The 23,655-nt window shown below is 59.2% G+C and carries 19 protein-coding genes and 1 tRNA gene; 5 read left to right on the top strand and 15 right to left on the bottom strand.

Annotated features, from left to right (window positions below):
* The first annotated feature begins 490 nt into the window (after window positions 1–490).
* Window positions 491–1,420 (top strand): homoserine O-acetyltransferase MetA, encoded by a 930-nt coding sequence (gene metA / locus H8K20_RS11830; protein WP_186488525.1) that lies wholly within the window; start codon window positions 491–493, stop codon window positions 1,418–1,420.
* A 61-nt stretch (window positions 1,421–1,481) separates the two neighbouring features.
* On the opposite strand, the gene H8K20_RS11825 is transcribed toward metA, so the two are convergent.
* From H8K20_RS11825 to H8K20_RS11795, 7 genes are all read right to left on the bottom strand, one after another.
* On the bottom strand, window positions 1,482–2,147 hold the full coding sequence (locus H8K20_RS11825; protein ID WP_154867774.1) for a sigma-70 family RNA polymerase sigma factor: 666 nt from the start codon (window positions 2,145–2,147) through the stop codon (window positions 1,482–1,484).
* Complete coding sequence (gene spoIIAB, locus H8K20_RS11820) at window positions 2,119–2,553, bottom strand: anti-sigma F factor (RefSeq protein ID WP_105205219.1); 435 nt, start codon at window positions 2,551–2,553, stop codon at window positions 2,119–2,121. The genes H8K20_RS11825 and spoIIAB overlap by 29 nt, the downstream gene beginning before the upstream one ends.
* 9 nt (window positions 2,554–2,562) lie before the next feature.
* Window positions 2,563–2,865, bottom strand: a complete 303-nt coding sequence (locus tag H8K20_RS11815) for an STAS domain-containing protein (RefSeq protein ID WP_186488524.1) — start codon at window positions 2,863–2,865, stop codon at window positions 2,563–2,565.
* A 144-nt stretch (window positions 2,866–3,009) separates the two neighbouring features.
* Window positions 3,010–4,305 (bottom strand): glutamate ligase domain-containing protein, encoded by a 1,296-nt coding sequence (locus tag H8K20_RS11810; protein WP_186488523.1) that lies wholly within the window; start codon window positions 4,303–4,305, stop codon window positions 3,010–3,012.
* Window positions 4,299–4,460, bottom strand: a complete 162-nt coding sequence (locus H8K20_RS11805) for a hypothetical protein (protein ID WP_164998228.1) — start codon at window positions 4,458–4,460, stop codon at window positions 4,299–4,301. Before H8K20_RS11805 ends, H8K20_RS11810 begins: the two co-directional genes overlap by 7 nt.
* Window positions 4,461–4,523: 63 nt before the next feature.
* Window positions 4,524–7,145, bottom strand: coding sequence for a valine--tRNA ligase (locus tag H8K20_RS11800; protein WP_186488522.1), 2,622 nt, complete (start codon window positions 7,143–7,145; stop codon window positions 4,524–4,526).
* A 138-nt stretch (window positions 7,146–7,283) separates the two neighbouring features.
* Window positions 7,284–8,831 carry an FAD-dependent oxidoreductase gene (locus H8K20_RS11795; RefSeq protein WP_186488521.1) on the bottom strand — a complete coding sequence of 516 codons (1,548 nt, stop codon included), beginning with the start codon at window positions 8,829–8,831 and terminating at the stop codon, window positions 7,284–7,286.
* 227 nt (window positions 8,832–9,058) lie between these two features.
* On the opposite strand from H8K20_RS11795, the gene H8K20_RS11790 reads away from it, so the two are divergent.
* Window positions 9,059–10,057 carry a nucleoside hydrolase gene (locus H8K20_RS11790; RefSeq protein WP_186488520.1) on the top strand — a complete coding sequence of 333 codons (999 nt, stop codon included), beginning with the start codon at window positions 9,059–9,061 and terminating at the stop codon, window positions 10,055–10,057.
* Between the two features lie 278 nt (window positions 10,058–10,335).
* Here the strand turns inward: H8K20_RS11790 and H8K20_RS11785 are convergent, their stop codons facing one another.
* Both H8K20_RS11785 and H8K20_RS11780 read right to left on the bottom strand, forming a co-directional pair.
* Window positions 10,336–11,991 (bottom strand): GGDEF domain-containing protein, encoded by a 1,656-nt coding sequence (locus tag H8K20_RS11785; protein ID WP_186488519.1) that lies wholly within the window; start codon window positions 11,989–11,991, stop codon window positions 10,336–10,338.
* Window positions 11,992–12,267: 276 nt separating this feature from the next.
* The gene (locus H8K20_RS11780; protein ID WP_164998229.1) at window positions 12,268–13,107 is read right to left on the bottom strand and encodes an XRE family transcriptional regulator; all 840 of its coding nucleotides are present in this window, start codon (window positions 13,105–13,107) and stop codon (window positions 12,268–12,270) included.
* A gap of 87 nt (window positions 13,108–13,194) precedes the next feature.
* Here H8K20_RS11780 and H8K20_RS11775 point away from each other — a divergent pair, with 87 nt between their 5' ends.
* Window positions 13,195–13,410, top strand: coding sequence for a hypothetical protein (locus H8K20_RS11775; RefSeq protein WP_105205227.1), 216 nt, complete (start codon window positions 13,195–13,197; stop codon window positions 13,408–13,410).
* Between the two features lie 364 nt (window positions 13,411–13,774).
* Here H8K20_RS11775 and H8K20_RS11770 read toward each other — a convergent pair whose 3' ends face one another.
* On the bottom strand, window positions 13,775–14,956 hold the full coding sequence (locus H8K20_RS11770) for a hypothetical protein (protein ID WP_186488518.1): 1,182 nt from the start codon (window positions 14,954–14,956) through the stop codon (window positions 13,775–13,777).
* Window positions 14,957–15,176: 220 nt separating this feature from the next.
* Between H8K20_RS11770 and H8K20_RS11765 the strand changes: the two genes are divergently transcribed.
* Window positions 15,177–16,235 carry an ADP-ribosylglycohydrolase family protein gene (locus tag H8K20_RS11765; RefSeq protein WP_186488517.1) on the top strand — a complete coding sequence of 353 codons (1,059 nt, stop codon included), beginning with the start codon at window positions 15,177–15,179 and terminating at the stop codon, window positions 16,233–16,235.
* On the top strand, window positions 16,232–17,248 hold the full coding sequence (locus tag H8K20_RS11760) for an ADP-ribosylglycohydrolase family protein (protein WP_186488516.1): 1,017 nt from the start codon (window positions 16,232–16,234) through the stop codon (window positions 17,246–17,248). The genes H8K20_RS11765 and H8K20_RS11760 overlap by 4 nt, the downstream gene beginning before the upstream one ends.
* Before the next feature lie 234 nt (window positions 17,249–17,482).
* Here H8K20_RS11760 and H8K20_RS11755 read toward each other — a convergent pair whose 3' ends face one another.
* The 5 genes from H8K20_RS11755 to H8K20_RS11735 all read right to left on the bottom strand — a co-directional run bounded on the left by H8K20_RS11755 (window position 17,483) and on the right by H8K20_RS11735 (window position 21,489).
* Window positions 17,483–17,959: an SAM-dependent methyltransferase gene (locus H8K20_RS11755; RefSeq protein ID WP_186488515.1), complete on the bottom strand. Its 477-nt coding sequence runs from the start codon at window positions 17,957–17,959 to the stop codon at window positions 17,483–17,485.
* Window positions 17,960–18,175: 216 nt separating this feature from the next.
* A complete protein-coding gene (locus H8K20_RS11750) occupies window positions 18,176–18,706 on the bottom strand; it encodes a dihydrofolate reductase family protein (RefSeq protein WP_186488514.1) in 531 nt (176 codons plus the stop codon).
* A gap of 265 nt (window positions 18,707–18,971) precedes the next feature.
* A tRNA-Pro gene (locus H8K20_RS11745) sits at window positions 18,972–19,048 on the bottom strand.
* Window positions 19,049–19,491: 443 nt separating this feature from the next.
* On the bottom strand, window positions 19,492–20,439 hold the full coding sequence (locus H8K20_RS11740; protein WP_186488513.1) for a carbohydrate kinase family protein: 948 nt from the start codon (window positions 20,437–20,439) through the stop codon (window positions 19,492–19,494).
* 24 nt (window positions 20,440–20,463) lie between these two features.
* On the bottom strand, window positions 20,464–21,489 hold the full coding sequence (locus tag H8K20_RS11735) for an ADP-ribosylglycohydrolase family protein (protein ID WP_154867746.1): 1,026 nt from the start codon (window positions 21,487–21,489) through the stop codon (window positions 20,464–20,466).
* Window positions 21,490–23,655 lie beyond the last annotated feature (2,166 nt).

The following is a 23,655-nucleotide window of genomic DNA, read 5'->3' as shown; positions in this document are numbered from 1 at the left end:
TGAATGATTTCTTTATCTAGAAATCTAGAATCTTGGGTTCCGTTCAAGCTTTAGTATTGTTCAATTTTCAAGGTCCGTGTGGTCCAGCGCCTCGTTTAGCGCTGTTCCTTATTCTATCATGCGACTGCCGTTTTGTCAACACCTTTTTGAGATGTTTTTCGCCGGAGCTTTTCGCCCCCGCCGACAAACCCGACTGTTAGGCCGTTTTCTCGGCCCCCTGTCGCTGACAGCTTGTTTATATTACCACACCCCTCAACGCCTGTCAACGCCTTTTTTACATCTTTTTTGCAAGAGAGCAAACTTTTTTGACCGCTTATACGCAAAGTAAAATCAAGCCCCGTTACATGCCCCATTTGGGGCCCATTTCTCTACTATATGGATAACTGTATTGCGCTTCTATTGCCAGTGGTTTTGTTTTTTGCTATACTTGCTCCCATACGGAGCCGCGTATGGCCCCTTGAGTTCCTTATATATAGAAAGAAGTGATCTCGTGCCCATCAATATACCCGCTTCACTGCCGGCAGTACAGACGCTCATCTCCGAAAACATTTTCATCATGTCGCAGGAGCGAGCCTGTTCGCAGGATATACGTCCCCTTAAGATCGCCATCCTCAACCTGATGCCAAAAAAGATCGAGACCGAAACTCAACTGCTGCGGGTGCTCTCTAACTCCCCCATTCAGGTAGACGTGGAGTTGGTGCAAACCGCCACCTATACTTCTAAGAATACGCCCGGCGACCACCTGCTCAAATTCTATAAGACCTTCGACGACATCAAAGACCAGCGCTTTGACGGCATGATCATCACCGGCGCGCCGGTGGAGCAGATGGAGTTTGAGGAGGTAAATTACTGGCCAGAGCTCTGCGAGATCATGGAGTGGTCAAAATCCCACGTGTACTCCACCTTCCACATCTGTTGGGGGGCACAAGCTGGTCTGTACTACCACTACGGTATCGGCAAGGTACCGCTGCCGCAAAAGATGTTCGGCGTATTTCGACACAAGGTGCTCGCCCCCAGCCACCCGCTGCTCACCGGCTTTGACGAGTACTTTTATGCCCCCCATTCCCGCCACACCACCATTTTGCGGGAAGATATCGACGCTGAGCCGGGGCTGGAACTGCTGACCTGGTCGCCCGAGGCCGGGGTGCACATCGTGGCCAGCAAAAACGGGCGCCAGTTCTTCGTCACCGGCCACTCGGAATACGACCGCACCACTTTGGCCGGCGAGTACTTTCGCGACCGGGAGCAGGGGCTTGCGATCGCGCTGCCGCAAAACTACTTTGACAGCGACGACCCCGAGGGGGAGATCCCCTTTGTGTGGCGTGCAGCTGGCAGCCTGCTCTACACCAACTGGCTCAACTACTTTGTGTACCAGCAGACCCCCTACGACCTGCAGCAGCTGCGCCAGCTGGAGATATAGTGATCAAGCGCTCTGTGCCTATACACGGCACAGAGCGCTTTTTGCTGTCTTTTTGAGGATATCACCTGGACAGGAGATCTTTCATGCGGGTGAGGATCTTCTTTTCCCGCCGCGATACCTGCACCTGGGTCATGCCCAGCGTACTGCCCACATCGGCCTGCGTCTTTTCCTGGAAGTAGCGCAACACGATGATCTGCCGCTCCACCGGCTCCAGCTTGTCCACCACCTCTTTGAGCGAGATGAGATCCCCCACCTCTTCTTCTATCGAGTGTACGGGGATGTCGATGACCTGGCCGCTCTCGTCGGTGGCCGTCAGCGATATCGTGGGATTGTATACGCCGATGGCCTCCACCACCTTTTCCTCGTCCAGCTCCAGTGCCTGGGCCAGTTCGGTCACGGTGGGTTCGCACCCCTTTTGGTGGGCCAGCTTTTCCCGCTCGCGGGCCACCTTCATCGAGGTCTCTTTCAGCGAACGGCTCACCTTTACCGCGCCGCCGTCGCGAAACAGCCGCTTGATCTCCCCCAATATCACCGGCACGGCATAGGTGGAGAATTTAAAACCCCGGTCGGGGTCAAAGCCGTCACAGGCCTTTACCAGCCCCATGCACCCGGCCTGAAACAGGTCGTCGTACTCCACGCCGCGGCCGCGGAACCGGCCGGCGCAGGCGTGCACCAGTCCCATATTCTGCGCAATAAAGTCATCCCTTTGAACGGATCCTCTTTTCAAGATAGACCGTCGTCCCCTTTCCGGGCGTACTTCTCACTCTCATCTTGTCGGTAAACGCCTCCATCACCGCAAAGCCCATACCGGCGCGCTCTCCCGTCTCGCAGGTGGTGTAGAGTGGCTCCACCGCCTTCTGCACATCCTCGATGCCGCAGCCAGTGTCGCGAATAGTCAGGCGCACGACACTGTCGGCATAGATGCGGGCCGATATGTACACTCTGCCGATCTGGTCTTTGTACCCGTGCACGATGCTGTTGGTCACCGCCTCGCTGACGGCGGTCTTTATGTCGCTTATCTCCTCCACGGTGGGGTCCAGCTGGGCCACAAAGGCCGAGACCGCCACCCGGGCAAACCCCTCGTTGGCCGACCGGCTCTCAAAGGTCAGCTTCATCTCGTTGATCGCTTTCATCAAATCCTCCTAATCGATGCTCATCAGCTTGTTAAGGCCCGACAGCAGAAATACCCGCCGAATGTTGCCGCTGGCCCCCTGTACCCGCAGCTCGGCCCCGGTCTGCGCGAGCAGCCGGTAGCGGCCCATACACAGCCCCACGCCCGACGAGTCCATAAACCCCACGTCAGAAAAATCCAGTATCACCACTTTGGGCTGCTTGCGCTCGATCTGGCGGTCGATAGTATCCCGAAAATAGGCGGCGCTGTGGTGGTCGATCTCACCCTGCAGATAGCAGGTGAGCACCTCGTCGCCCTCTATGTGTACATGCATATGCGCTCTCCGTTCCTTTCTGTCATCCGGGCCTGGCAGCCAGCACTGCCTGTCCTATTTTTGCCAAACAAAAAAAGAAGCGACCCTCTACCGACTATAGTAGAGGGTCGCTTTAAAATATTTTGCCGAATACCGGCGCTCTCGCTATTTTTTCTGCCGGGCCACCAGCAGGCTCCGCACCTCCGAGGCCAGATACAAAGACCCGCAGAACACCAGCAGGTCGTCTGCACCGGATCGCTCAAAGGCGGCCTGCACGGCTCTGTCCAGTTGGTGCCAGCTGCTCACCTGGCGGCAGTGGCCGGCAAAGATGGCGGCCAGCTGCTCGCTATTCACCGCACGGCTGTTGTGGATGTCCACCAGCAGGATCTCGTCAAACAGTGGGCCGGCCAGAGCGGCGATACCGGCGGCATCTTTGTCGTTTAACATGCCCATTACGGCAATGCGCCGCCCACCGGGCGGCAGCTGCGCCGCTTCTACCGCCCGGCACAGCGCCTGTGCGCCCGAGAGGTTGTGCGCCCCGTCGAGCACCACCAGCGGCTTTTGGCCCAGTACCTCCAGCCGGGCGGGAAACCTGGCCGCCGCCAGCCCCTGCTGCACAGCCGTCGGCGGTATCTCAAAGCCCTGCTGCCGCAGCTGCTCGATAACAGCCAGCACCACCGCCGCGTTTTTTATCTGGTGCGCCCCGCCAAATGGGATACGCAGCTGCTGGCCGCGGTAAGCTATGTCGTTGCCCAGCAGATCGCTCTTGTGCACCTGGATATCCGCCATGTCCGGCAGTACCAGCGGGCAGTCCTGTGCCGCCGCCTGCGCGCAGATGACTTGCAGCGCCCCCACCGGCTGGTCGGGGTAACACACCACCGGGCGGCCCAGCTTTAAGATGCCGCACTTCTCGGCGGCGATCTGCTCCACCGTGTCCCCCAATATTTTGGTGTGATCCAGACTGATGGAGGTGATGGCGCAGCACAGCGGCTCTTTAATGACGTTGGTGGCGTCAAAGCGGCCGCCCAGCCCCACCTCCAAACAGACGAAGTCCAGGTCCTGCCGGGCAAACCAGCAAAAGGCGACGGCGGTGGTGATCTCGAAGGCGGTCACGTAGTCGCCGGCGGCCTCCATCTCGTCGCACACCCGCTTGATCTCGGTCACCAGCTGTGCCAGCTCCTGGCGGGGGATCATCTGCCCATTTACCTGAAAGCGCTCCCTGAACTCCAGCACATAGGGGGAGATGTTCATCCCCACCCGGTAGCCCGCCGCCCGTAAGATACCGGCAGTCATCACGGTGGTGGAACCCTTGCCGTTGGTGCCGGCGATGTGTATGCAGCGCAGTCTGTCCTGCGGGTCTCCCAGGCGGTGCATCAGCTGGCGCATGCGAGCAAGGCCCGGCTTTTTGACAAAGCGGTCGCGCCCCTGCACATACGCCTCTGCCTGGCGCCAGTCTAACACAGCTCCTCCGCCGCGCCGTCGTCCGCCGGCAACTTTTGGCAGTCGTTATAGCTGCCGATCACAACACCTTTCTTTACCGGCGCCAGCAAAAAGCCAAGCAGCGCCCCCAACATCATAAACCAGGTGGCGAAAAAGAAACCCTGCCACTTTTTCACGGCCATTCCCTCCCTCTTCTATACAGAGAGGGGCGGAGAACTGCTCTCCGCCCCTCGATCCCACTACTGTACCAGAGCGGCCAGGCTCTCCTCGATCTTGGCGAGTTTCTCCTGGGCGCGGGCCAGCTTTTCGCGCTCGGCGTTTACCACCTTTTCCGGCGCCTTGGCCACAAAGCTCTCGTTTTGCAGTTTGCCGCTGACGATCTGTATCTCGCGCTCACAGCCGGCTTTTTCTTTTTCCAGCCGGGCGCGCTCCTTCTCTTTATCCACCAGCTCGTCCATGGGGATGCCGATCTTGGCCGCATCGGTGATGGCCATCACCATGCCCTCCAGCGGCAGGCTGCTCGCCACCTCTACCTCGCTGGCCGAGGCCAGGCGGCCAAAGAATTCCTCGCCGCTCTTAAAGACCTCTACCTCGGCGGTCTCGATGTACACCTTGGCCTTTTTGGAAGGCGGTACGCCCAGCTCGCTGCGCCGGTTGCGGATGGCGCGGATAGCCCCCATGATCTTCTCAAAAGCGGCCTCCTCCTTAGCAAAGTGCAGCGCCTCGTCGTATTTCGGCCACTGGGCCACTACCAGTGCCTGGCCCTCGTGGGGCAGTGCCTGGTAGATCTCCTCGGTGATGTAAGGCATAAACGGGTGCAGCAGCTTCAGCGCTCCCGAGAACACGTAACACAGCACCTTCAGCGCATTGGTCTTGGTCTGGCCCGGAGTGGCCAGCCGCAGCTTGACGATCTCGATATACCAGTCGCACAGGATGTCCCACACGAAATCGTGCACCTTGGTCACTGCCATGCCCAGCTCGTACTTATCCAAGTTGGCCGTCACCTGCGCTGCCACATCGTTAAATTTAGACAGCAGCCACTTGTCCTCGATCTCCAGCGTATCGGGCAGGCCCAACTCGTCGGCAGTGCCGTCCATATTCATGAGAATAAAGCGGGCGGCGTTCCACACCTTGTTGGCAAAGTTGCGGCTGGCCTTTACCTTGTCGTCGGAAAAGCGCATGTCGTTGCCGGGGCTGTTGCCGGTGGCCAGCGTCAGTCGCAGCGCGTCGGCGCCGTACTGGTCGATGATCTCCAGCGGGTCGATGCCGTTACCCAGTGATTTAGACATTTTGCGCCCCTGGGCATCGCGCACCAGGCCGTGGATGAACACCGTCTTAAACGGCACCTCGCCCATCTGCTCGATGGAGGAGAAGATCATCCGCGCCACCCAGAAGAAGATGATATCGTAGCCGGTGACCAGCGTATCGGTGGGGAAGAAATAGTCGAGATCAGCGGTTTTTTCCGGCCAGCCCAGGGTGGAAAACGGCCACAGTGCCGAGGAGAACCAGGTGTCCAGCGTGTCCTCGTCCTGGCGCAGTTTGCCGCCGCATTTGGGGCAGCGATCCGGGGCCTCTTTGGCGACGACCGTCTCGCCGCAGTCGTCGCAGTAATAGGCGGGGATGCGGTGTCCCCACCACAGCTGGCGGGAGATGCACCAGTCTTTGATGTTCTCCATCCAGTTGTAGTAGATCTTGTCGAAGCGGGCGGGCACGAACTTGGTCTCGCCCGACCGCACCGCCTCGATGGCGGGCTTTGCCAGCGGCTCCATCTTCACGAACCACTGCTTCGAGGTCATGGGCTCCACAGTGGTGCCGCAGCGGTAGCAGGCGCCCACGTTGTGCTTGTGATCCTCGATCTTCACCAGATAGCCGCCGGCCTCCAGGTCGGCCACAATGGCTTTTCGTGCCACATACCGATCCATGCCGGCATACTTGCCGCCCAGCTCGTTGATGGTGCCGTCGGCGTTCATCACGTTGATGATGGGCAGGTCGTGGCGGGCCCCCACCTCAAAGTCGTTGGGGTCGTGGGCGGGGGTGATCTTCACTACGCCGGTACCGAACTCCATGTCCACATAGCTGTCGGCCACCACCGGGATCTCTTTCTCCACCAGCGGCAGTATCACCTTTTTGCCCACCATATCGGCATAGCGCTCGTCGTCGGGGTGTACCGCCAGCGCTGTGTCGCCCAGCATGGTCTCGGGGCGGGTGGTGGCGATGATCATCTCGCCGCTGCCGTCGGCGTAGGGGTAGCGGATGTGCCAGAAGTGGCCGTCCTGTTCCTCGTACTCCACCTCGGCGTCAGAGATGGAGGTCTGGCAGTTGGGGCACCAGTTGACGATGCGCTCGCCCCGGTAGATGAGCCCCTTTTCGTACAGCCGACAAAACACCTCGTTTACCGCCTGCGAGCACCCCTCATCCAAGGTGAAGCGCTCGCGGTCCCAGTCGCAGGAGGAGCCCAATTTTTTGAGCTGCTCGACGATGCGGCCGCCGTACTGCTCTTTCCACTGCCAGGCGCGCTCTAAAAAGCCGTCGCGGCCCAGGTCGGCCTTAGACAGCCCCTCCTCTTTCATCGCCGCCACGATCTTGGCCTCGGTGGCGATAGAGGCGTGGTCGGTGCCGGGGATCCACAGGGCGCTGTACCCCTGCATGCGCTTGTAGCGGATGAGGATATCCTGCAGCGTCTCATCTAAGGCGTGGCCCATGTGCAGCTGGCCGGTGATGTTCGGCGGCGGAATAACGATGGTATACGGTTTTTTATCGGGGTCGATCTCGGCGTGGAAATACCCGCCAGACAGCCAAAAGTCGTAGATGCGGTCCTCGACTTGACTGGGGTCGTATTTTTTGTCCAGCTCTTTTGCCATGTGTGTTCCTCCTATTTTCTGCTCCGCCTTTGCCGGTACATACCCGCCCAAACACGGATAGCGGCTGGGCCTCTCGGGCCCGCCGCCTCGCTGTCTTTTTATTATGATAGAGGACGGGGGCCTTGTCAATACTTCCCCCTACAAAAGGCGCGCTTTTTCGCTGTACAGCTTTAAAATATGCGGGTCTATGGGCTCCAGTGGCCGCTTGGCCACCCCCTGCAGCACCTGCCCATCCAGCGTAAAGCGCGAGCCGTGGCAGGGGCACTCCCAGGTTTGCTCGGCCGGGTCAAAGCGCAGTTTACAGCCCATGTGGGTACACTTCAGGCGCACCCCCTGCCAGCTGCCGCCGGCATCACGGTACAGCCCGTAGGTCTTGCCCGCCAGCTTTACCACCCGCACCTTGCGGGCAGCCCCGGCTGCAGCGTCACTTCTTCCCCGCCGTCCCGGGCGCTCGCCATCGAAAAAAAGGCTCTTGACGGCCGCTGCACCGGTGGCGGCGTTCTCCCGCCAAAAGCCCTGCTGCCGCCAAGCTGGGCGCGCCAGCGCCAGCGGCCCGTACTGTCCACCGCCCTGTAAACAGTCTTCGGCCAACAGGTGGGCAGCAGCCGTGGCGCCGGTCATGCCCCATTTGCTAAAGCCAAAAGCGGCCAGCACCCGGCCGTCAGCCCCATCCAGCCGGCCCACATAAGGCATTTTGTCGGCGGTATCATAGTCCTGTGCCGTCCACTGCCAAAAGACGTCTCTCATGCGAAACTGCTCTTTGCCCCAGCGCTGCAGGGCGCCGTAACCCGGCCCCTGTTGCCCGGTGCGGTGGCTCTGGCCGGCCAGCACCAGGATATCGGTCCCCGGCACCTTTACCAAGGAGCGTGTCGGCCCTTCCAGCCGTATATAGCTGCCGCTAAACTCCAGCGGGCAGTGGCCCGCAACCGCGTAGGAGCGGTAGGGGTATAAGCGCATAAACTGCGCTTTATCCCCCTCCCAAAACGGGTAGTGGGTACACACCAGTACCCGCTCGCCGCGGGCGGTGCCGCCCCCCTCGACCTGCAAAAGGACCTGCGCTCCGGCCCGCTGCAGCCCTATAGCCCGGCACCCCTCATAGACCTGGCCACCCAGGCCGGTGATCTCTTTCGCCAGCAGTTGGCAATAGCGGCGGGGGTTTATCTGCCCCTGGCCGGGCAGTACCACCGCCGCAGCCACCGGCAGCGGTGCCGGTACCGCCGAGGTGAGCTGGCAGTCGCCGCCCAGCGCCCCGATGAGTGCCGCCAGCTGCCGCAGCCGTCCCACCTGGCCCGGCTGTTGGGTGTACAGGTAATCGCTCATCCGGTGATAAAGGCCCGGCTCCAGTTGCACGGCAGTGGCGGCGATCCACTCTTTGGCCGCCTGCAGCTGACTGTAAAAAGCGCGGGCGCGGGCACGGCCGCCCCTCGACACCGTGAGCAGGTCACCGCCGTGCAGGGCCGTCACCTTGCCGGTATTGTGGCCGGTGGCCCCGCTGCCCACCGCGCCGGTCTCCAGCACCAGCACCTGTTTGCCTTTCTGTGCCAGGAGCAGCGCCGCCGTGAGCCCGGCTACACCGCCGCCCACCACGATATACTGGGCCGCCAGTTCCCGCTGCACCGGCCCTCTGCGGGCCCCGGTATCTACATCTCCCAATTGGTGGCTCTCGTACTGCCAGTAGCTGTTCATCTATATCCCCCTCATTTCGGTCCGGGCTGTTTGTATCTGTGCTGAGTATGGGCGATCGGTCGGGCCGGCAAGCAGGCAGTCCATAAACTCTGCCAAAAATATCCGCTTACTTTTGTGCTTTCCTCTCAACTTTTTCCTGTGGGACCGTTGTCCTTGTTCCGCGCCGATACCCAGCTATACTGAAAACAGAAAGCTGCACACGATACGATCTAGAGGAGGTCACCCCTGTGGAAAAGAGAAAGCTCATTTTAGACGTGGATACCGGATCTGACGATTCGGTCGCCATTATCTGCGCTCTGCTGCGGCCCGAGTTCGAGGTGCTGGGTCTCACTACCGTCAACGGCAACCGCTGTGTCGACTACACCACCGAGAACACGCTGCGCATCTCCGAGCTGATGGGGGGCACTACGCCGGTATACCGCGGCTGTGCCAACACCTACATCTCCATCATGCTGGGACGCCGGCCCGGCTATCCCCGGCGCGACGGCTCCGGACCGGCCAACAACGCCGGTGTCCACGGCGACTTTATCGACCAGTGCCCGCCGGCCACCATCAAAGAGCAGGAGATGGACGCTGTCTCCTGGCTGGTCAAAACGCTGATGGAGGCCGAAGACGACTCGATCACGCTGGTGCCCCTGGGGCCGCTGACCAACATCGCCCACGCGGTGGCCATCCAGCCCAAGATCGTAAACAAGGTACACGAGATCATGTACATGGGCGGCGGCTACAAGATCGGCAACAAGAGCGCCGTGGGCGAGATGAACGTCTGGCTCGATCCCGACGCCGCCCAAGTGGTGCTGTCGGCCGGTTTTAAAAAGATCACCTTCGTCCCGCTCGACGCCACTCACAAAGCCTATCTGCTGGCCGATGATGCCGCCCGCATCCGCGCCATCGGCACTCCGGCCTCCGACGTGTGCGCCAGCTTGATCGAGCAGCGCATCAAGGGCTACTCCACCTGGCAAAAAATGGTGGATACCGACGAGCTGGCCACCCCCCTGCACGACCCGCTGTGCGTCATGGCCCTGCTCGATCCCACCGTGCTGCAGAACGTAGTCCACGCCCACTGCGAGATCGACTGCGGTGGCGGGGCGGCCTACGGGCAGACTATTTTTGACATCTTTAACGGCCGGCTCGACGCGCTGCCCCCCAACTGCTATGTGGCCTTGAGCGCCGACCGCGAAAAATATGTCGACCTGCTCGTCGAGACCCTGCAGCGCAGCAAGTAGAGAGCTGCCGCTATACAACCTCTGCTTTTATGCGGGCAGATGCTCGCTGCCACCGCTCTGTCTTCAAATCAGCAAAGCCCGTGTTCTCGCCCACACCGCAATAAAAAATTGCCTCCTATTTATTTTTATTCCATATAACAGGCCAGAGGCCCGGCACATGCGATCGCGTGTACCGGGCCTCTGGCCTGTACCTCTATGTATCTGCTCATAGCTCTCTATTTTCATGTCGAGTCAGTATTGGGCTGAGAGCTGGGGAGCCAGGGCTGGAGTCCGGTCTCTCAAAACAGATTGTCCTCCACCACCACGACCCGGTTCTTCCCCCGCTCCTTGGCGGCGTACAGCGCCCGATCGGCATTTTTGTAATACTGTTCATAAGTCAGCGGCCCACCGCCGATAAACACACCGATACTGGCGCGCACCGGAACACCGCAGCGGTCCTCTCGGCTCAGGTCGTTCAGCAGGCGCCTGCTGACACGGTCCACCACCCGGTAGGGGCGCTGCAGATCGCCGATAAAGGCGGCAAACTCGTCGCCTCCCAGCCGGTACACGATATCGCCGCTGCGAAACGCCCGCTGTAGCGCGCACACAAATTCCTGCAGCACCGCATCTCCGGTGTGGTGTCCACAGCTGTCGTTGATGCCCTTAAAGTCGTCCAGATCGATGATAAACAGGGCATTGTAATGCCCATTGCCGCCTGGGTGCTGTTTCAACTGCTGCTTTACCAACCGGCGCCCGGTAGCCACATTGTACACGCCGGTCAGCGGGTCCTGTGCCGCGGCGCGCTCTAGCTGCTCCCGCCGCAGCACCTCCTGGTGTATATTCTTAAAAGAGCCCATCACCTGCCAGCTACCGGAATTCCGGTCCCGGTAGCGCCAAAAAGTAACATTGTACCAGCCAAATGTCTCATCCGGTGCCAGCCGGGCCAAAATATCACACCCGGCACTCTCCCCACCGGCCTCCAGGTGACCGATCACCTGCCGCAGCGCCTCGGCCCCTGCCTGCTGGATCATGCCCCGCTCCAGTAGGCCCCAAGGCATATCGGGCACTGTAGGCAGGGGCCGGCACCATTGGGCAGCGCCTTCGCTCATGAACAGCGTCCGCCGGGCCAAGTCGTATTGGAATACCGCATCGGTGGTGTTTTTGAGCAGCAGCACCTGCCGCTGCCAGCTCTCTTTCAGCTGGCCCTCCTGCTCCACCTCGCGGGTCACATCCTGCAGCACGCAGCCACAGCGCTCCCCGTCCAGCGGGTAGGTCCATATCTCCAGGTAGCGGTGCAAAAGCTGGCTGTAGCGCACACTGTGCTGGGGCCGCTTCGTCGTGTTGGCCCGGTGGCACATCCGCAGCCAGAGCAGATCGGCCTCCGGCAGTACCTCCAACAGCGGCCGATGTTCCAGCTGCCGGGTCTCCTTTTGTCCCAGCAGCTGACACAGGGCTAGGTTCACCCGGCAAAACAGCAGGTCTGCCGGCTGCCCCTCCCGGTCAAAAAGCACCTTCACTACCCCGGCAGGCAGGGGCATCGCGCCAAAGTGGTGGCACAGCCACTCATCTTCTAGCCGGCTGTCGGCCTCGGGGGCGCGGCAGCGCGCCGTCAGCCACACATGTCCCTCGGCGCACCGCCGCCACTGCACTGTGCCGCCGCACTGCGCCGTACCGCGCAAAAAGTGCAGTTCTGCCCCACCGCCAGTGGCCGGGTCTTCCCGATCTCGTATCTGTGTCCACACCGCACGCCACCGCGGCCGGTCTACAGGGCTCACCCGGCTCTCGGCCCTCTGCAGCGCCTGTTCCAGCGGCAGCTGCACACAGGGTTTCTGCCGCTCGTCGAGCTCCTGCCACACCTGTACGGTCTGTCGTGGCAGGTCTATCTCCCACACTGCGTCTGCCGTCTGGCACAGTACATCCAGCAGCGCCCGGTCCCCCGCTCCCGTCATATCCATCTGTCTCCTGCTCCTCTGCGCAGTGCGCGCACACCGCTGGCGTGCGGCAAAAGCCGTGTCACGCCCGCTGTCCGCCAGGCACCAAAAGTCGATACCGTCTAGTCTAGCACGGCCCTATACCGTAACCCGTCGAATTATAAGGCCTTACCGCCCACTGCCTGCCCCCCAACAATAAAAAAAGAGCCGCCCCGCGGCTGCTCTCACATTCTGTGTATCGGGGCACATACTATCGTCGGTCCGCACGCCTGTCGCGGCGGTAATGCCCGGCCCCCACGTTCACCGCACCAGCTGATCAGCCGGCACCACCGGTCCCAGTACCCGCCCCAGATGGCGCAGCTTATCCTGTGGCAGTATGCACACGTTCTGTGCGTGCCGGTTCACGGTGGCCAGCCGCAACCCGTGCCGGTCTCTGTGCAACCGGCGAATATAGCCCCGACCGTTCAAATTGAATACCCCCACCTCTCCCGATGAGACCTGCCCGGCCTGTACGGCCAACAGATAGCCGTCGTACCACACCGGTTCCATAGCGCTGCCGTACATGCGAACCACAAAATCCGCCTGCCGGGCAATATCGCTGGCCTCTACCTGGATGTGCCGGATCTTGAGCTGGTCCAGCTGCAGTCCTGTCTGGTGCCTGTCGTCTTGCGCAGCTACCGTCACATAATAGGGCAGCGTCACCACGCCCCGATCCAGCTCTTCCCCCACCTGCAAAAACAGCTCAGCCATGCGGCAGAGGATCTGCCGCTGGTGCGCTGTGGCCGCTCGAAACTGCTGCAGCAGCGCGTATTCCTGGTGGCTGATGCTGATCAGCTGCTCCTCCGCCGCAAACAGCCCAATATCGTACTGGAGCCCATCGGCGCGATAGGTGTCTGAAAAATAGCGGATCGGCACATCAAAGGTGCGGGCCAGCTTTTCGATGGTGGAGAGGGTAGGGTCTTTGGTGTCGCCCCGCAGCAGCTTGTTGATCGTCCCCACCGGCACACCGGAGTAATCGGCGATCTTCTGTACTGTCAGCCCTTCTCTGTGTTTCAAAAATTGCAGTTTTTGCGATATATCCAGCGGCGCTGTGTGGTCAAAATCATCCGCACACGGGCAATTTTCTTTTATTTTTTGCATAAATCCTCCCCACATATTGACAGGTATTTCCAGGCTGCTAAAATGTCCATATTAGATAAACAGCCAGCCAAAAAGGAGATACGAAAAATGATCTGTAGTCAAAAAAGTTATGAGATGGTCACCCGTCCGGGAAACGTTGTATACGGTATCCGCTGTACCACCGGGCAGGAGTCACCGCTGTTTTTTGCCGACCCCACCAGCGCCGAGCGGGTAGTGGAGCTGTTTAATCGCTGCCAGCTCTCCCCCAACCAGTTTTTAGACGCACTGCGCGACGCCGTGTACGAAAATTTCTGCGGCCGGTAACTGTGCGATATCACCAGTCTCAGTATACCAAAAATATCTTTGCCCGAACGGTTGTGTACCGTACTGCGGGCTTTTTTTATGCCGATCTTTGTGCACCGCCAACAAGTCGCCGGCAACACAACGCACAATTTGTCTCATAAATATATACAATATCCGCTATTTTTTATATTTTGCGACCTGATAATGTCTCCTGCTATCTGCAGATCAGATCGCCTTTTTGTCCATGTAGAGTCCTCCCGCTAAGAGCCATTTTCTTCTGGGTCCCCAACCGCGTTTTTACACCGCAGCGCGGCGCAGAGTCGGGTGGGCCGGACGAGCCAGATGAACCGGATGAGTCGGGCCGTTTGATAAGCGTCACCGCCACTCATTCCCGCCAGCCAAATAGCCGCAGGGCCATACCGGTCTGCGGGCCGGGGTGATTGTCCTCGGTACTGCCGGTAAAACCCGTCTCGGGGTCGATGCCGCAGCTGGTCAGCTGTTGTCGCAGAGCCGCCATCACCCGCTCTCCGTCCGGCCGCATGGGCAAGTTGAGGTCGTCGATCAGCAAAAAGGGAACTGCCGGCAAGCTGGCCGCCAGCTGTTTGAGCAACTCTACCGCCCGCTGCTCCGGCGCACAGATCCACTCGTCCCGGGGCCGTCGTCCCACCGCATAGCTCATCGCACCAGCAGTCCGTATCCGCTGGCCGGTGCAAAAGTGCAAGCTGCCGTCCGCTGTCAGCCGCAGCGGAGCCCAGCGCGCCGGCGGGGCCAGCGCCTCCTGTCGGCGCGTGCCGGTCAGCCGGCCAATTGGGCAGATAAAATACGGGATGCCCAGCGCCCGTACCTGCGGCAGGTCCTCTGGCGCCACGGTAAACACTGCGCAGGCACAGGCGCCGCAGCTGATCTGGGCCTGCTCTTTGATCGGGTATGTCTCTGACTCACAGAAATCGAGGCCGCTGGTATCGGCCAGCGTATTTGCCTCGTAGCGAAAGCCCTTCGAGCCGCAGGGGAGTATCTCGTGCACGGCGGCACAGTCCCGCAGCGCTTTTACCGCCGCACAGGTCAGCTGCCCTATGTGGCTGCGCTTATCCATGGGGCGGCCCACGGTACACACCAGATCGCCCGGCTGCGAGCAGGCAATTTGCAGCCCCGCCGGCGGGGCTTGCCCCACGACTACCACCCCGGTGGCGGTGCACAGCGGCGCACCGTATGTGCCGTAACCCGGGCGCACGATCTCCCCGCCGCCCCCCACCGAGCGCACCTCATCCAGCACCCCAGCCAACACCCGCTCGGTGTGGGGCGAAGGCGCATAGCAAAAATCGGCATATACCGCCACCGGCACCGCACCGCTGGCGATCACCTCCATCAGCGCCACCTTTACTAAAAACACGCCGGCCCGCCGCGCATCGGTGGCAAAATCGTCCTCCGGCAGCGCTCCTACTGCCCCGGTCGAGTCGCAGGCGAACGCCAATAACTGCCCTGCCGCGCGGCAGAGCGTCAGATCTCTAAACCGGTATAGGTCCGGTTTTTTCTGGTCCTCCACAAACATCACCGAGTGGCTGCACATAGAGCCATCTCCTCTCTGGCGCCCCGCCAGGGGGCACCCGCCAAGCGGGCCTGCCAACTTGTGCCGCGGGGCCTGCCACTGCCGCGTTTCACACCAAAACGACCGGTCTCTGTTGTCGCAAAAGGCGAAATTGATCCGCATAGACCGCTTTTATATTGTGGGTCCTCTGCGAAAATGATAGAATATATTTATAAAATTTTCAAGATGGGAGATGGATTTTTTGACGAGAAGAGACAAAATCTTGGGTGCTCTGCTGGGCGCGGCCATCGGCGACGCGATGGGTGCCGTCACCGAGACCAAGACGACCCAAGCCATCGTACAGCGTCACGGCGGTTTCGTGACCAGTCTGGTCGACCCGGTGTGCGACTGTTTTGCCCACAACAACCGCCGGGGCATGGTGACCGATGACTTCAGCCTGGTCTATCTGATCGGTCTAGCCTATATCAAAGAGCAGGGCCGGGTCGATCAAAAAACTTTTGAGCAGGTGCTCATCGACTGGTCGATGCTCGACCAGTATTTCCTCGACCACTCCGGTCCCAACACCAAAGTCGAGATCCTGCGCCTAAAAGGCGAGATCCCGGTAGACAAATACGCCCACTTAAAGACCCGCAACCACCTCATCACCAACGGCACAGCCATGAAGGCGGCACCTATGGGCTTTATGAACCCCGGCGACTACGATCGCGCCATCACCGAGACCATCGCCATGTGTATGCCCACCCATCCCACCGATGTGGCCATCTCGGCGGCGGCCGCTGTCTCCTGTGCCGTATCTGAGGCCATGACCGAAAACACCAGTAAAGACAAGATCATACAGGCGGCCCTCTACGGGGTCAAAGAGTCCTGCCGGCGGGTGCGGGATACCGCCTACCAGGTCTCCGGCGCCAAGATGGACCGCCGCATCGAAATGGCCGTTGAGCTGGGCTTGCGCTACTGTCACGACACCGAACGCCTGCTGTGGGAGCTGGCCTCGCTGGTGGGTACTTCACTGGTCTGCACCGAGTCGGTTGCCGCTCTATTCGGGCTGTTTATCGCCGCCAAGAGCGCCTTCGATATGGTGGTACTGGGGGTAAATGCCGGCGGCGACACCGACTCGATGGCCTCTATCGGCGGGACCATCTACGGCGCCTACGAAGGGCCCGGTTCCTTCTCCGACGCCGACCGACAGCTCATCGAACACATGAATTTCAGCGACCGCGACCTCACCCGTCACTTCGACATCCTGGGCATGGCCGACCAGCTGGACGCGATCATCGATAAAAGGGGGATACCGGCATGATAGAACGCAAACTGTACGGCTGTATCTCCGGTGCCGCGGTGGGAGAAGCCATGGGCGCCGCCACCGCCACCTGGACCACAGACATGATCCGCGCCGCCCACGGCGGCTACCTCACCACCCTGCAAAAGCCGCCGGTCTCCACCAAGTGTAAGGGCCGCTTTGCCGCCGGGCAACCCGGTGACGCCTTTACCTTCTCCTGGCAGCTGTTGGGCCGCTTTGTGGCCGACGGCGAGATACACGGCGAACACGCCGCAGCCGAGGAGCTGCTTACCTGGGGGGCCGATCCCGACCATTTAGACAGCGCCGGCTATGTGACCCGCGAGTCGTACTGCGCGCTGGCCGGCATCGATACCGGCTACCGCTACCCGTTTCTCACTTTCGACCACCACAAGATCTCAAACGAGGCGGCGGCCCGCACCGCAGCTGTGGCGGTATTTTACCCCGGCGACTGCGAGACAGCCTGCCAGAAAGCGATCATGGTGTATAAAAACATCTACAACAACATGGTCTCGCTCTCTGGTGCTGGCGCTATGGCCGCTGCTATCAGCGAGGCGCTGCGCGAAAGCGCCACCTGTCACTCGGTGCTGGCTGCTGCCGTACACGGCGCCCGCCGCGGCTACGATATCGCCGACAGCTACCGCGCTCAGCCCGCCGCCTGTCCCCTGGTCAGCCGCCGCATCGAACTGGCCATCGAGATCGGGCTCAAATATCAAAACGACTTCGATCGCGCCATAGCCGAGATCGAGGCCTGTGTGGGCAACAGCTCTGCTGCCAACGAGTCGGTCCCCGCCGTATTTGGCTGCCTGGCCGCCACCGGTGGCAGCGCCGCAGCGCTGACAATGGCCGTCAACCTGGGCAACGATACCGATATGATGGGCGCTATGGCAGGGGCTCTGGTCGGGGCGCTCGACCCCGAAGCGCTCTCACCGGCAGATATTCAGCTCGTCAGTGCGGTAGGCAGCTACGATTTTGCCACCATGGCCGCCAACATTGCCCGCCAGATGCAGGGCTAAAATCACCTTACAGCTACCAAAAGAGGACCGGACGAATCGTCCGGTCCTCTTTCATGATAGTCAGCGCAAAATCGCAGATCCGGGGCAGAGCGCACAACAGACGATCATCTGCTGCCCGCCTTTTTTAAAACGATCCGCGCGGGGCAAAGCCCCGTACAAAAAAGCTGTGCCAACCTCGCCGACCGCAGAATGATTCTCCTCTATTGTCGCTAAAACGCCCCGTCTGGCCCGGCACTAAAAGCAAAACTCTTTCGGCCAGTCAAATTCGCCGGACTGTTCGATGCTCTGGGGCCAATGGGCACACCAGGTGGGGACTTGTGGGTACTCTACCCGGTCTAAACTGGGTGTATAGGGCTTTATATCCAGTACCGGCGTGCCTGCGTCGGCATCGATATAGGCCAACCGGATCACACCGCCCGCTTCATCGATATCCAATACCTGGGCACAGCTCAACCCAAGCGGATTGGGGCGTCGGGGCGAGCGAGTGGCAAATGTGCCCATCTGTCGTGGGCCCCGCGTGTAGGGGCGCTGCTCGGTCAGCGCGGCGCGCGACTGTGGGTCGTCGCAGCCCGAAAACCACCACAGCACCTGTATAAAACCGAAGCCCTTCAGCCCGCTGAGAGCCGGCCGGTAGGCGGCGTCTATCTGTATATAGGGCAGAATACCGTCAAAGCATATACTGCCCACCGGTGAACACACGAATGGATGCATAAAACATCCTCCTTTTTAGTAGATTCACGGTACCGTTATCCCCAGTATAGCAGCTCAGATTGATACTAAAACCCCTATTTTGCTTTTTTCTAAAACTGGCTGACGGGAGCTGGTAAAAACACCAAATACCTCTCACATGAAAAGGCCGGCGGCTCTATGCCACCGGCCTTTTCGTCCCAGCTGTAAAAACGACAACCAAACAGTATATTACAGCCATTATCGCCTCTCGTATACCAGGTCCACCATCCCGTCGTATACAGCCGTCGAGAGAAGGCGCAGCCGACAGCACCGCTCCTGTGGGGCAAAAAGGCGCAACCCGCCGCCCAATATCACCGGTAACACCGTGACGTGGTAGCGGTCTATCAGCTGCCCGGCCATCAGCTGACAGATGATATCAGCCCCGCCGCACACCCAGATATCACCGCCTGGCCGCGCCTTGAGCGCACCGACGAGCGCGATCAGGTCCTGGTGGGTAAAGGTGATCTCCCCGGTCGACTCCATATCGCGGTGCGTCAACACATAGCTCTTTTTTCCGCGATACACCCAGCTGCCGCCAGAGAGCTCGGTGACGATCTGGTGGTAGGTGCGGTAGCCCATCAGCACTGTGTCCACCGAATCGATAAACTGCTGGTAGCTGCCCGCACTGCCCGGCTCCGAACTGTCGCCGGTCATCCATTTTACCCCGCCGTTTCGGTCGGCGATATAGCCGTCTAAACTCATGCCGATATACACTACAACTCTGCGCATCGGGGTCACCTCCGCTCTTTAAATAATACCCTCCACTAATTCTCTATCAGCTTGCCCGCTATCGCCATCTATATAGGTACCATCATCAAACAGCGGCCATCTTGTTCACCGAACTGGGCCGACCAGAGCTTTTCAATCTTTAAAAGAGCACCGTAGTAGGGCTCTTTCCTCATGAAAAAAGCGCCGTCTCCGGCGCAGATATCACCATATCCATATATAGATTAAAAGGCCCCGATCGCAAACTGCGCATCGAGACCTATCGACATGGTCGAGGTGACAGGACTTGAACCTGCGGCCTCTGCGTCCCGAACGCAGCGCTCTACCAAACTGAGCCACACCTCGATTTATCTTACCTAAAACATTATACTAGAAACCCAGAAAAATGCAAGAGCTTTTGCGCAAAATCTTTTCCATCTGCCAAAGCCGGTACTGCGCGGAGCACCCACAGTACCGGCCTAAAAACAGATATGGAACTTTCCGCTGCCGACTGCCGGCAGGCTCTGATGCAGATATGGCGCCGTCGACGCCCAGCCGCGGCCAAATGCCCAGACCGAGGTACCGATATTTCGTATCCCGTCGCTGGCGACACTCTAATTCTAATAGATGGCTGGTCCATTCTCTCCGCCGCAACTTACTGCGACCCACTGCAGCCCCTACCAGAGAGCATCTCATAACCTGATCGCGGGTCTGATAGCCCAGTTCTATTCGTACGGGCAACTGCAGTTGGTGTACATACGCCTTATAGCCCGTCGTCTTCTATCTTGTGCTGCCGGGCGGCCGCTCTCTCACAGGTCATACATAATATTTGCAGACTGCAGGACTCTCAGCACTTCACTTTTGGTCGGCACATGCGTGCCACTACCCATTTTGGCCACAGCGGCGGCACCGGTGGCATTGGCCAGCGCTGCGCAGTCGCACAGCGCCCAACCGTGTAGATAGGCAAACATAAAAGCCCCTAAAAAGGCGTCACCGGCAGCGGTGGTGTCGACCAGCGGCACCGAAAAGCCGCGGTATCGAGTCCCGGCAGTATCCTCCGGTGTGGCGATGCAGCACCCCTTAGGCCCGTCTTTTACGATGGCGACACCGCCGTATCTGCATTGCAGCAGCGGCGCGGCGCGCTCGGCGGTATTCTCACCGGTGATAAGAGCAGCCTCCTCGTCGTTGAGACTCACCACCGTCGCCGTCGACATACATTTTTCTAATACGCCCCGATCGATCTGCGGGATCATGGGTCCGGGATCAAAAAAGATCTCCCGTCCCATCGCCGCTGCCCGGTATAGCACTTTGAGCATGTCGTCCCGCATCATCTCGGTAGCCAGCAGGTATCCGGTAAAATAGATAGAGCGCACCTCGCCGATCCACTTATCCAACAGGTCCATATCGCCCAAATACCCGCCGATCATGGACGCCAGCACATGCCGCCCCTCCCCGTCTACCAGCACCACTACTTTGCAGGTCTCGGTGCCGGGCAGCACGGTGATCGCATCGGTACAAATACCTTCTGCGCGGTATACATCCAGAATGAACTCCCCAAACAGGTCATTGCCTATGCCGCCAAAAGGCAGGCATGACAGGCCCAAGCGGCTGCCGGCCAACATGGTGTTCCCACAGCCGCCAGCCTCGGGAGTCACGCTCTCGACGATGCGGGTCGGCCCCGCCACGATGGGAAAGGTACCCTCAAAAGGAGTGATCAGATCCACTTGGGGATTGTTGACGATCATCGTATCAAACATGGTAACACCTCTTCGGCACCGCCGCTACAGCGCAGCCAGAGCAGCAGCCACCGCCTCCAGATCCAGTGCCGGGTTAGCCGCCTTAAATGTGCGGTACCACTGCTGGTCGATCTCCGCAAAACCGCAAAAGGCCCCGGCGATCATCCCAGCGATGCAGGCTACCGTATCGGTATCGCCGCCGAGATTGGCGCCGCCGAGAATGGTCTTTTTCCAGTCGCCCCGCGCGGCTTTAAACAGGGCCACAGCACAGGCCACCGTGGGCTGGATATCTACATTGCACCCGATATTTCTGTCGAGTTGTATGATCGCCTCCTCCATATTTTCCGCCCCGTCAACAGCCGCGAGAGCGCGGTGGAGCAGCGGTAGGCAGTATGGACCGTACGCCGGTCTCGCCTCTTTTTCACCGATGAGCTCCCCCTTTAAACAACCGTAAATCGCCGCCTCAACTACCGTCTCTACCGTGGCCTGCTCGGTGAGCGCCTCGGCAATAGCCGCCGAGATGGCAGCTGCCCCGCTGTAGGCGTGCTGTGTACCATGGGTGGGCACACAAGAGGTGATGGCCGTATTCACCGCCCCATCCAGATCACCGGGATTACACAGCCCGCAAGCAGCCACCCGCATTGCTGCACCGTTAGAGGTGCCGCGCCCGTAAAAGCCACCGGTCTGTCCCAATACGACGGGATCTTTGCCGGCCCTGAGATCATCGATCACCCGCGAAGTGGTGGGGCCAGCGTTGCGCGGATAGTATTTGGGGTAGGACTCAGACCAGCGCACGATCGCCCGAGCTGTGGCCTCTACGGTCAGGTGACCGCCTGTCTCGGCCACCGCTTTGGCCAGTTCAAACATCTGCGAGGCGTCGTCGGTTACCTCGGCCGTTATATTGCCGACGACCAAAGGGTTATCCTTGGGGTCCTCAAATTTCTCTACATAGCCCCCAAAATGGGCGATGATCTCCCGGCGGCTATAGGTCTCGGTGGGCGCGCCCATCGCGTCCCCCATACCGGCGGCCACGAGCGAGCCGAGAATGCGATCTTGCAAGCTGTAAGACATGACAGTTCCTCCTTTTAGCAGAACAATATGTGTATGCGCAAAGCGCCGAATGACAACATCATCGACAGAGCTCCACAGCTCTTACCAGCCCTGCTGATAACAGGGAAACATGTCGCACGGCAAGCATCTTGCCCCAGATCCTATCTGGTAGATGATCTGTCTGTCGCCGCGCCCATTGCGCTCGCCATGGCGGCAACACCCCTTATAGCAGATCGCCGGTGCACTCAGACCACCTATATCTCTACAACATCATTATAGCAGCAAAGGTCTCCGTTTCCCAATAGAAATCCAGCGGCAAAAATCATCCACACTGGCTAAGTGGCCTTGGTGCTGTGCCACAATAAATACTGCAAACTTTGTACAAAAATGATAGCAGGGACCTGTCTGTGCGGGTACGGCCACTTTTGGCAGCAACACTTGTCAGTAATAAGTGCCGGCGGCGCGGCGCAGCACACCACTGTCAGGCCAACACTGCGGTGCCCAGAGCACTGTAAGCAAGTCGTCTTATCTGCCTGCCAAAAGGATCATCTCCCCGCCCATTTTTCATCTGCGGCACCCTATTTTGGCAACTGCGCGTCACCTGTCACCGCCGAAAACATATCGTGCATCTGTGCGAACTGGCGGGCGACATCGGGCCTGTTTGCTAGAGGCCCCCGCACCCCCGGTCCTCCTGTGCGTTGCAGCTGCAAAAAGATCTTCCCCTGTAAGACATCCGTCCAGACAATATTGAGCAAACTGCATTTAGCACCCGGCACCCGATCGACCTCTACCCACCGCTAAAAAAGCTGAGAAGTAAAAACTCTGCCAGTTGGCTCAACAGTACCCTAATGGCAGAACTGGATGGTTTGCGCTACACGTTACACCGATGCCGCTTCGCCCCCTTCGACTACGGTGCACCCATGCACTCGCGTATCATCCCCAAGGGCAGTCAGACCCCGTATATGGCGGTGAGACGCGTATGGACGACCAAAACCCGCCGACTACATTTAAGGACCCAAGGCAGTGTAGGCAGTTCCAGATGTCACCTTCAAAGTTGTGCAGCAAAATTGAGGTTACCACAGGCGATAAAAGACGGAGTAAAACACAGTTGCGTCCGCAACTCGCTGTGTTTTGGCGCATACGCTGACCCCACTGTTATGGCCGACCGAATGGAGACCCCGTGCAGTGAGCTGCAGATACCGCATACAGCGCCGCTGTGTGCGCATTCTTATCGCCCGGCTAAAGGTCAAACGCGGCCGCTATCGGGTAACTCTGGGCGCAAGGTCAAAAAACATATCGTCCTGCTGTATCGACTGCAGCTCTACATCCAAAAAGAATTGGCCAATTCTGTCAGGCCAGCCCCTGATCGGCCCTTTTTATTTAAAAGATACCGGGTTATCGATATAAGAGGCAGAGAGAACACGGTTTAGAGAGGTAGCGCTACATAGGCACAATGTATAGAAGTTTTGATTGCTGACCAATCCGCAAAAAAGTGCCGCGGCTCATATGTTTGCTTCAAAGGAGACTCCTGTTCACTGCGTGGCGGTGATAGATCTTAGGCAGCTATTCTTCTGTTGCAGAGAAATGTGCGGGTCTTTCACCGCCCCGCCAGCGGGGAACTGTCCGTCTCCTCTACCTTTGCCCCAGGCCGGGAGCTATTTGTTGAGCTAAAAGTGCCGCGCAACGACCAACTACTGCTCTTTCAAAACGTGGCCGCAGCCACCGTCTGCACCGCGGTGCGGATGTATCAGGCTGACTTTTTTCGCGGCTTGCGAGGACCTGTAGTTTTGCCTGTTTATACGGTGCCGTGCTGTCAAACAGGCTTTTACGGCCCCGATACATGCTTCAATCTCATCCTTTTATTCTCTAAGGATCGGTATAGCTGTATCCCTGCTGTTCTCGGTGGTTACAGAAAAGTGATTATGCCGACGGCCCCAAAACAGGTGATTGACGCGTAGGGTGATTTTGAATTTTGCTTTTTGGGATCATCTGCTGAAAAAAGCTGTTCAAAGGTGTACCCAGACCAGCCGATACCTGTATTTAGATCGGTACGCTGATCGATAAGAGCTACTTAAATGGCGGGAAGCGCAGTACGACAGTGAGGAGATATGGCCGGCTCCCCTTTTTTATACTACACGCTACTTTTGCACGCAAAAGGCCACCTATTTACAAATGTTTTAAACACTT

It is taken from the genome of Neobittarella massiliensis (ex Bilen et al. 2018), assembly GCF_014269355.1.
GTDB lineage: Bacteria > Bacillota > Clostridia > Oscillospirales > Ruminococcaceae > Neobittarella > Neobittarella massiliensis.
The sequence above is the reverse complement of the archived record's forward strand: the minus strand, read 5'-3'. Positions and strand labels throughout refer to the sequence as shown.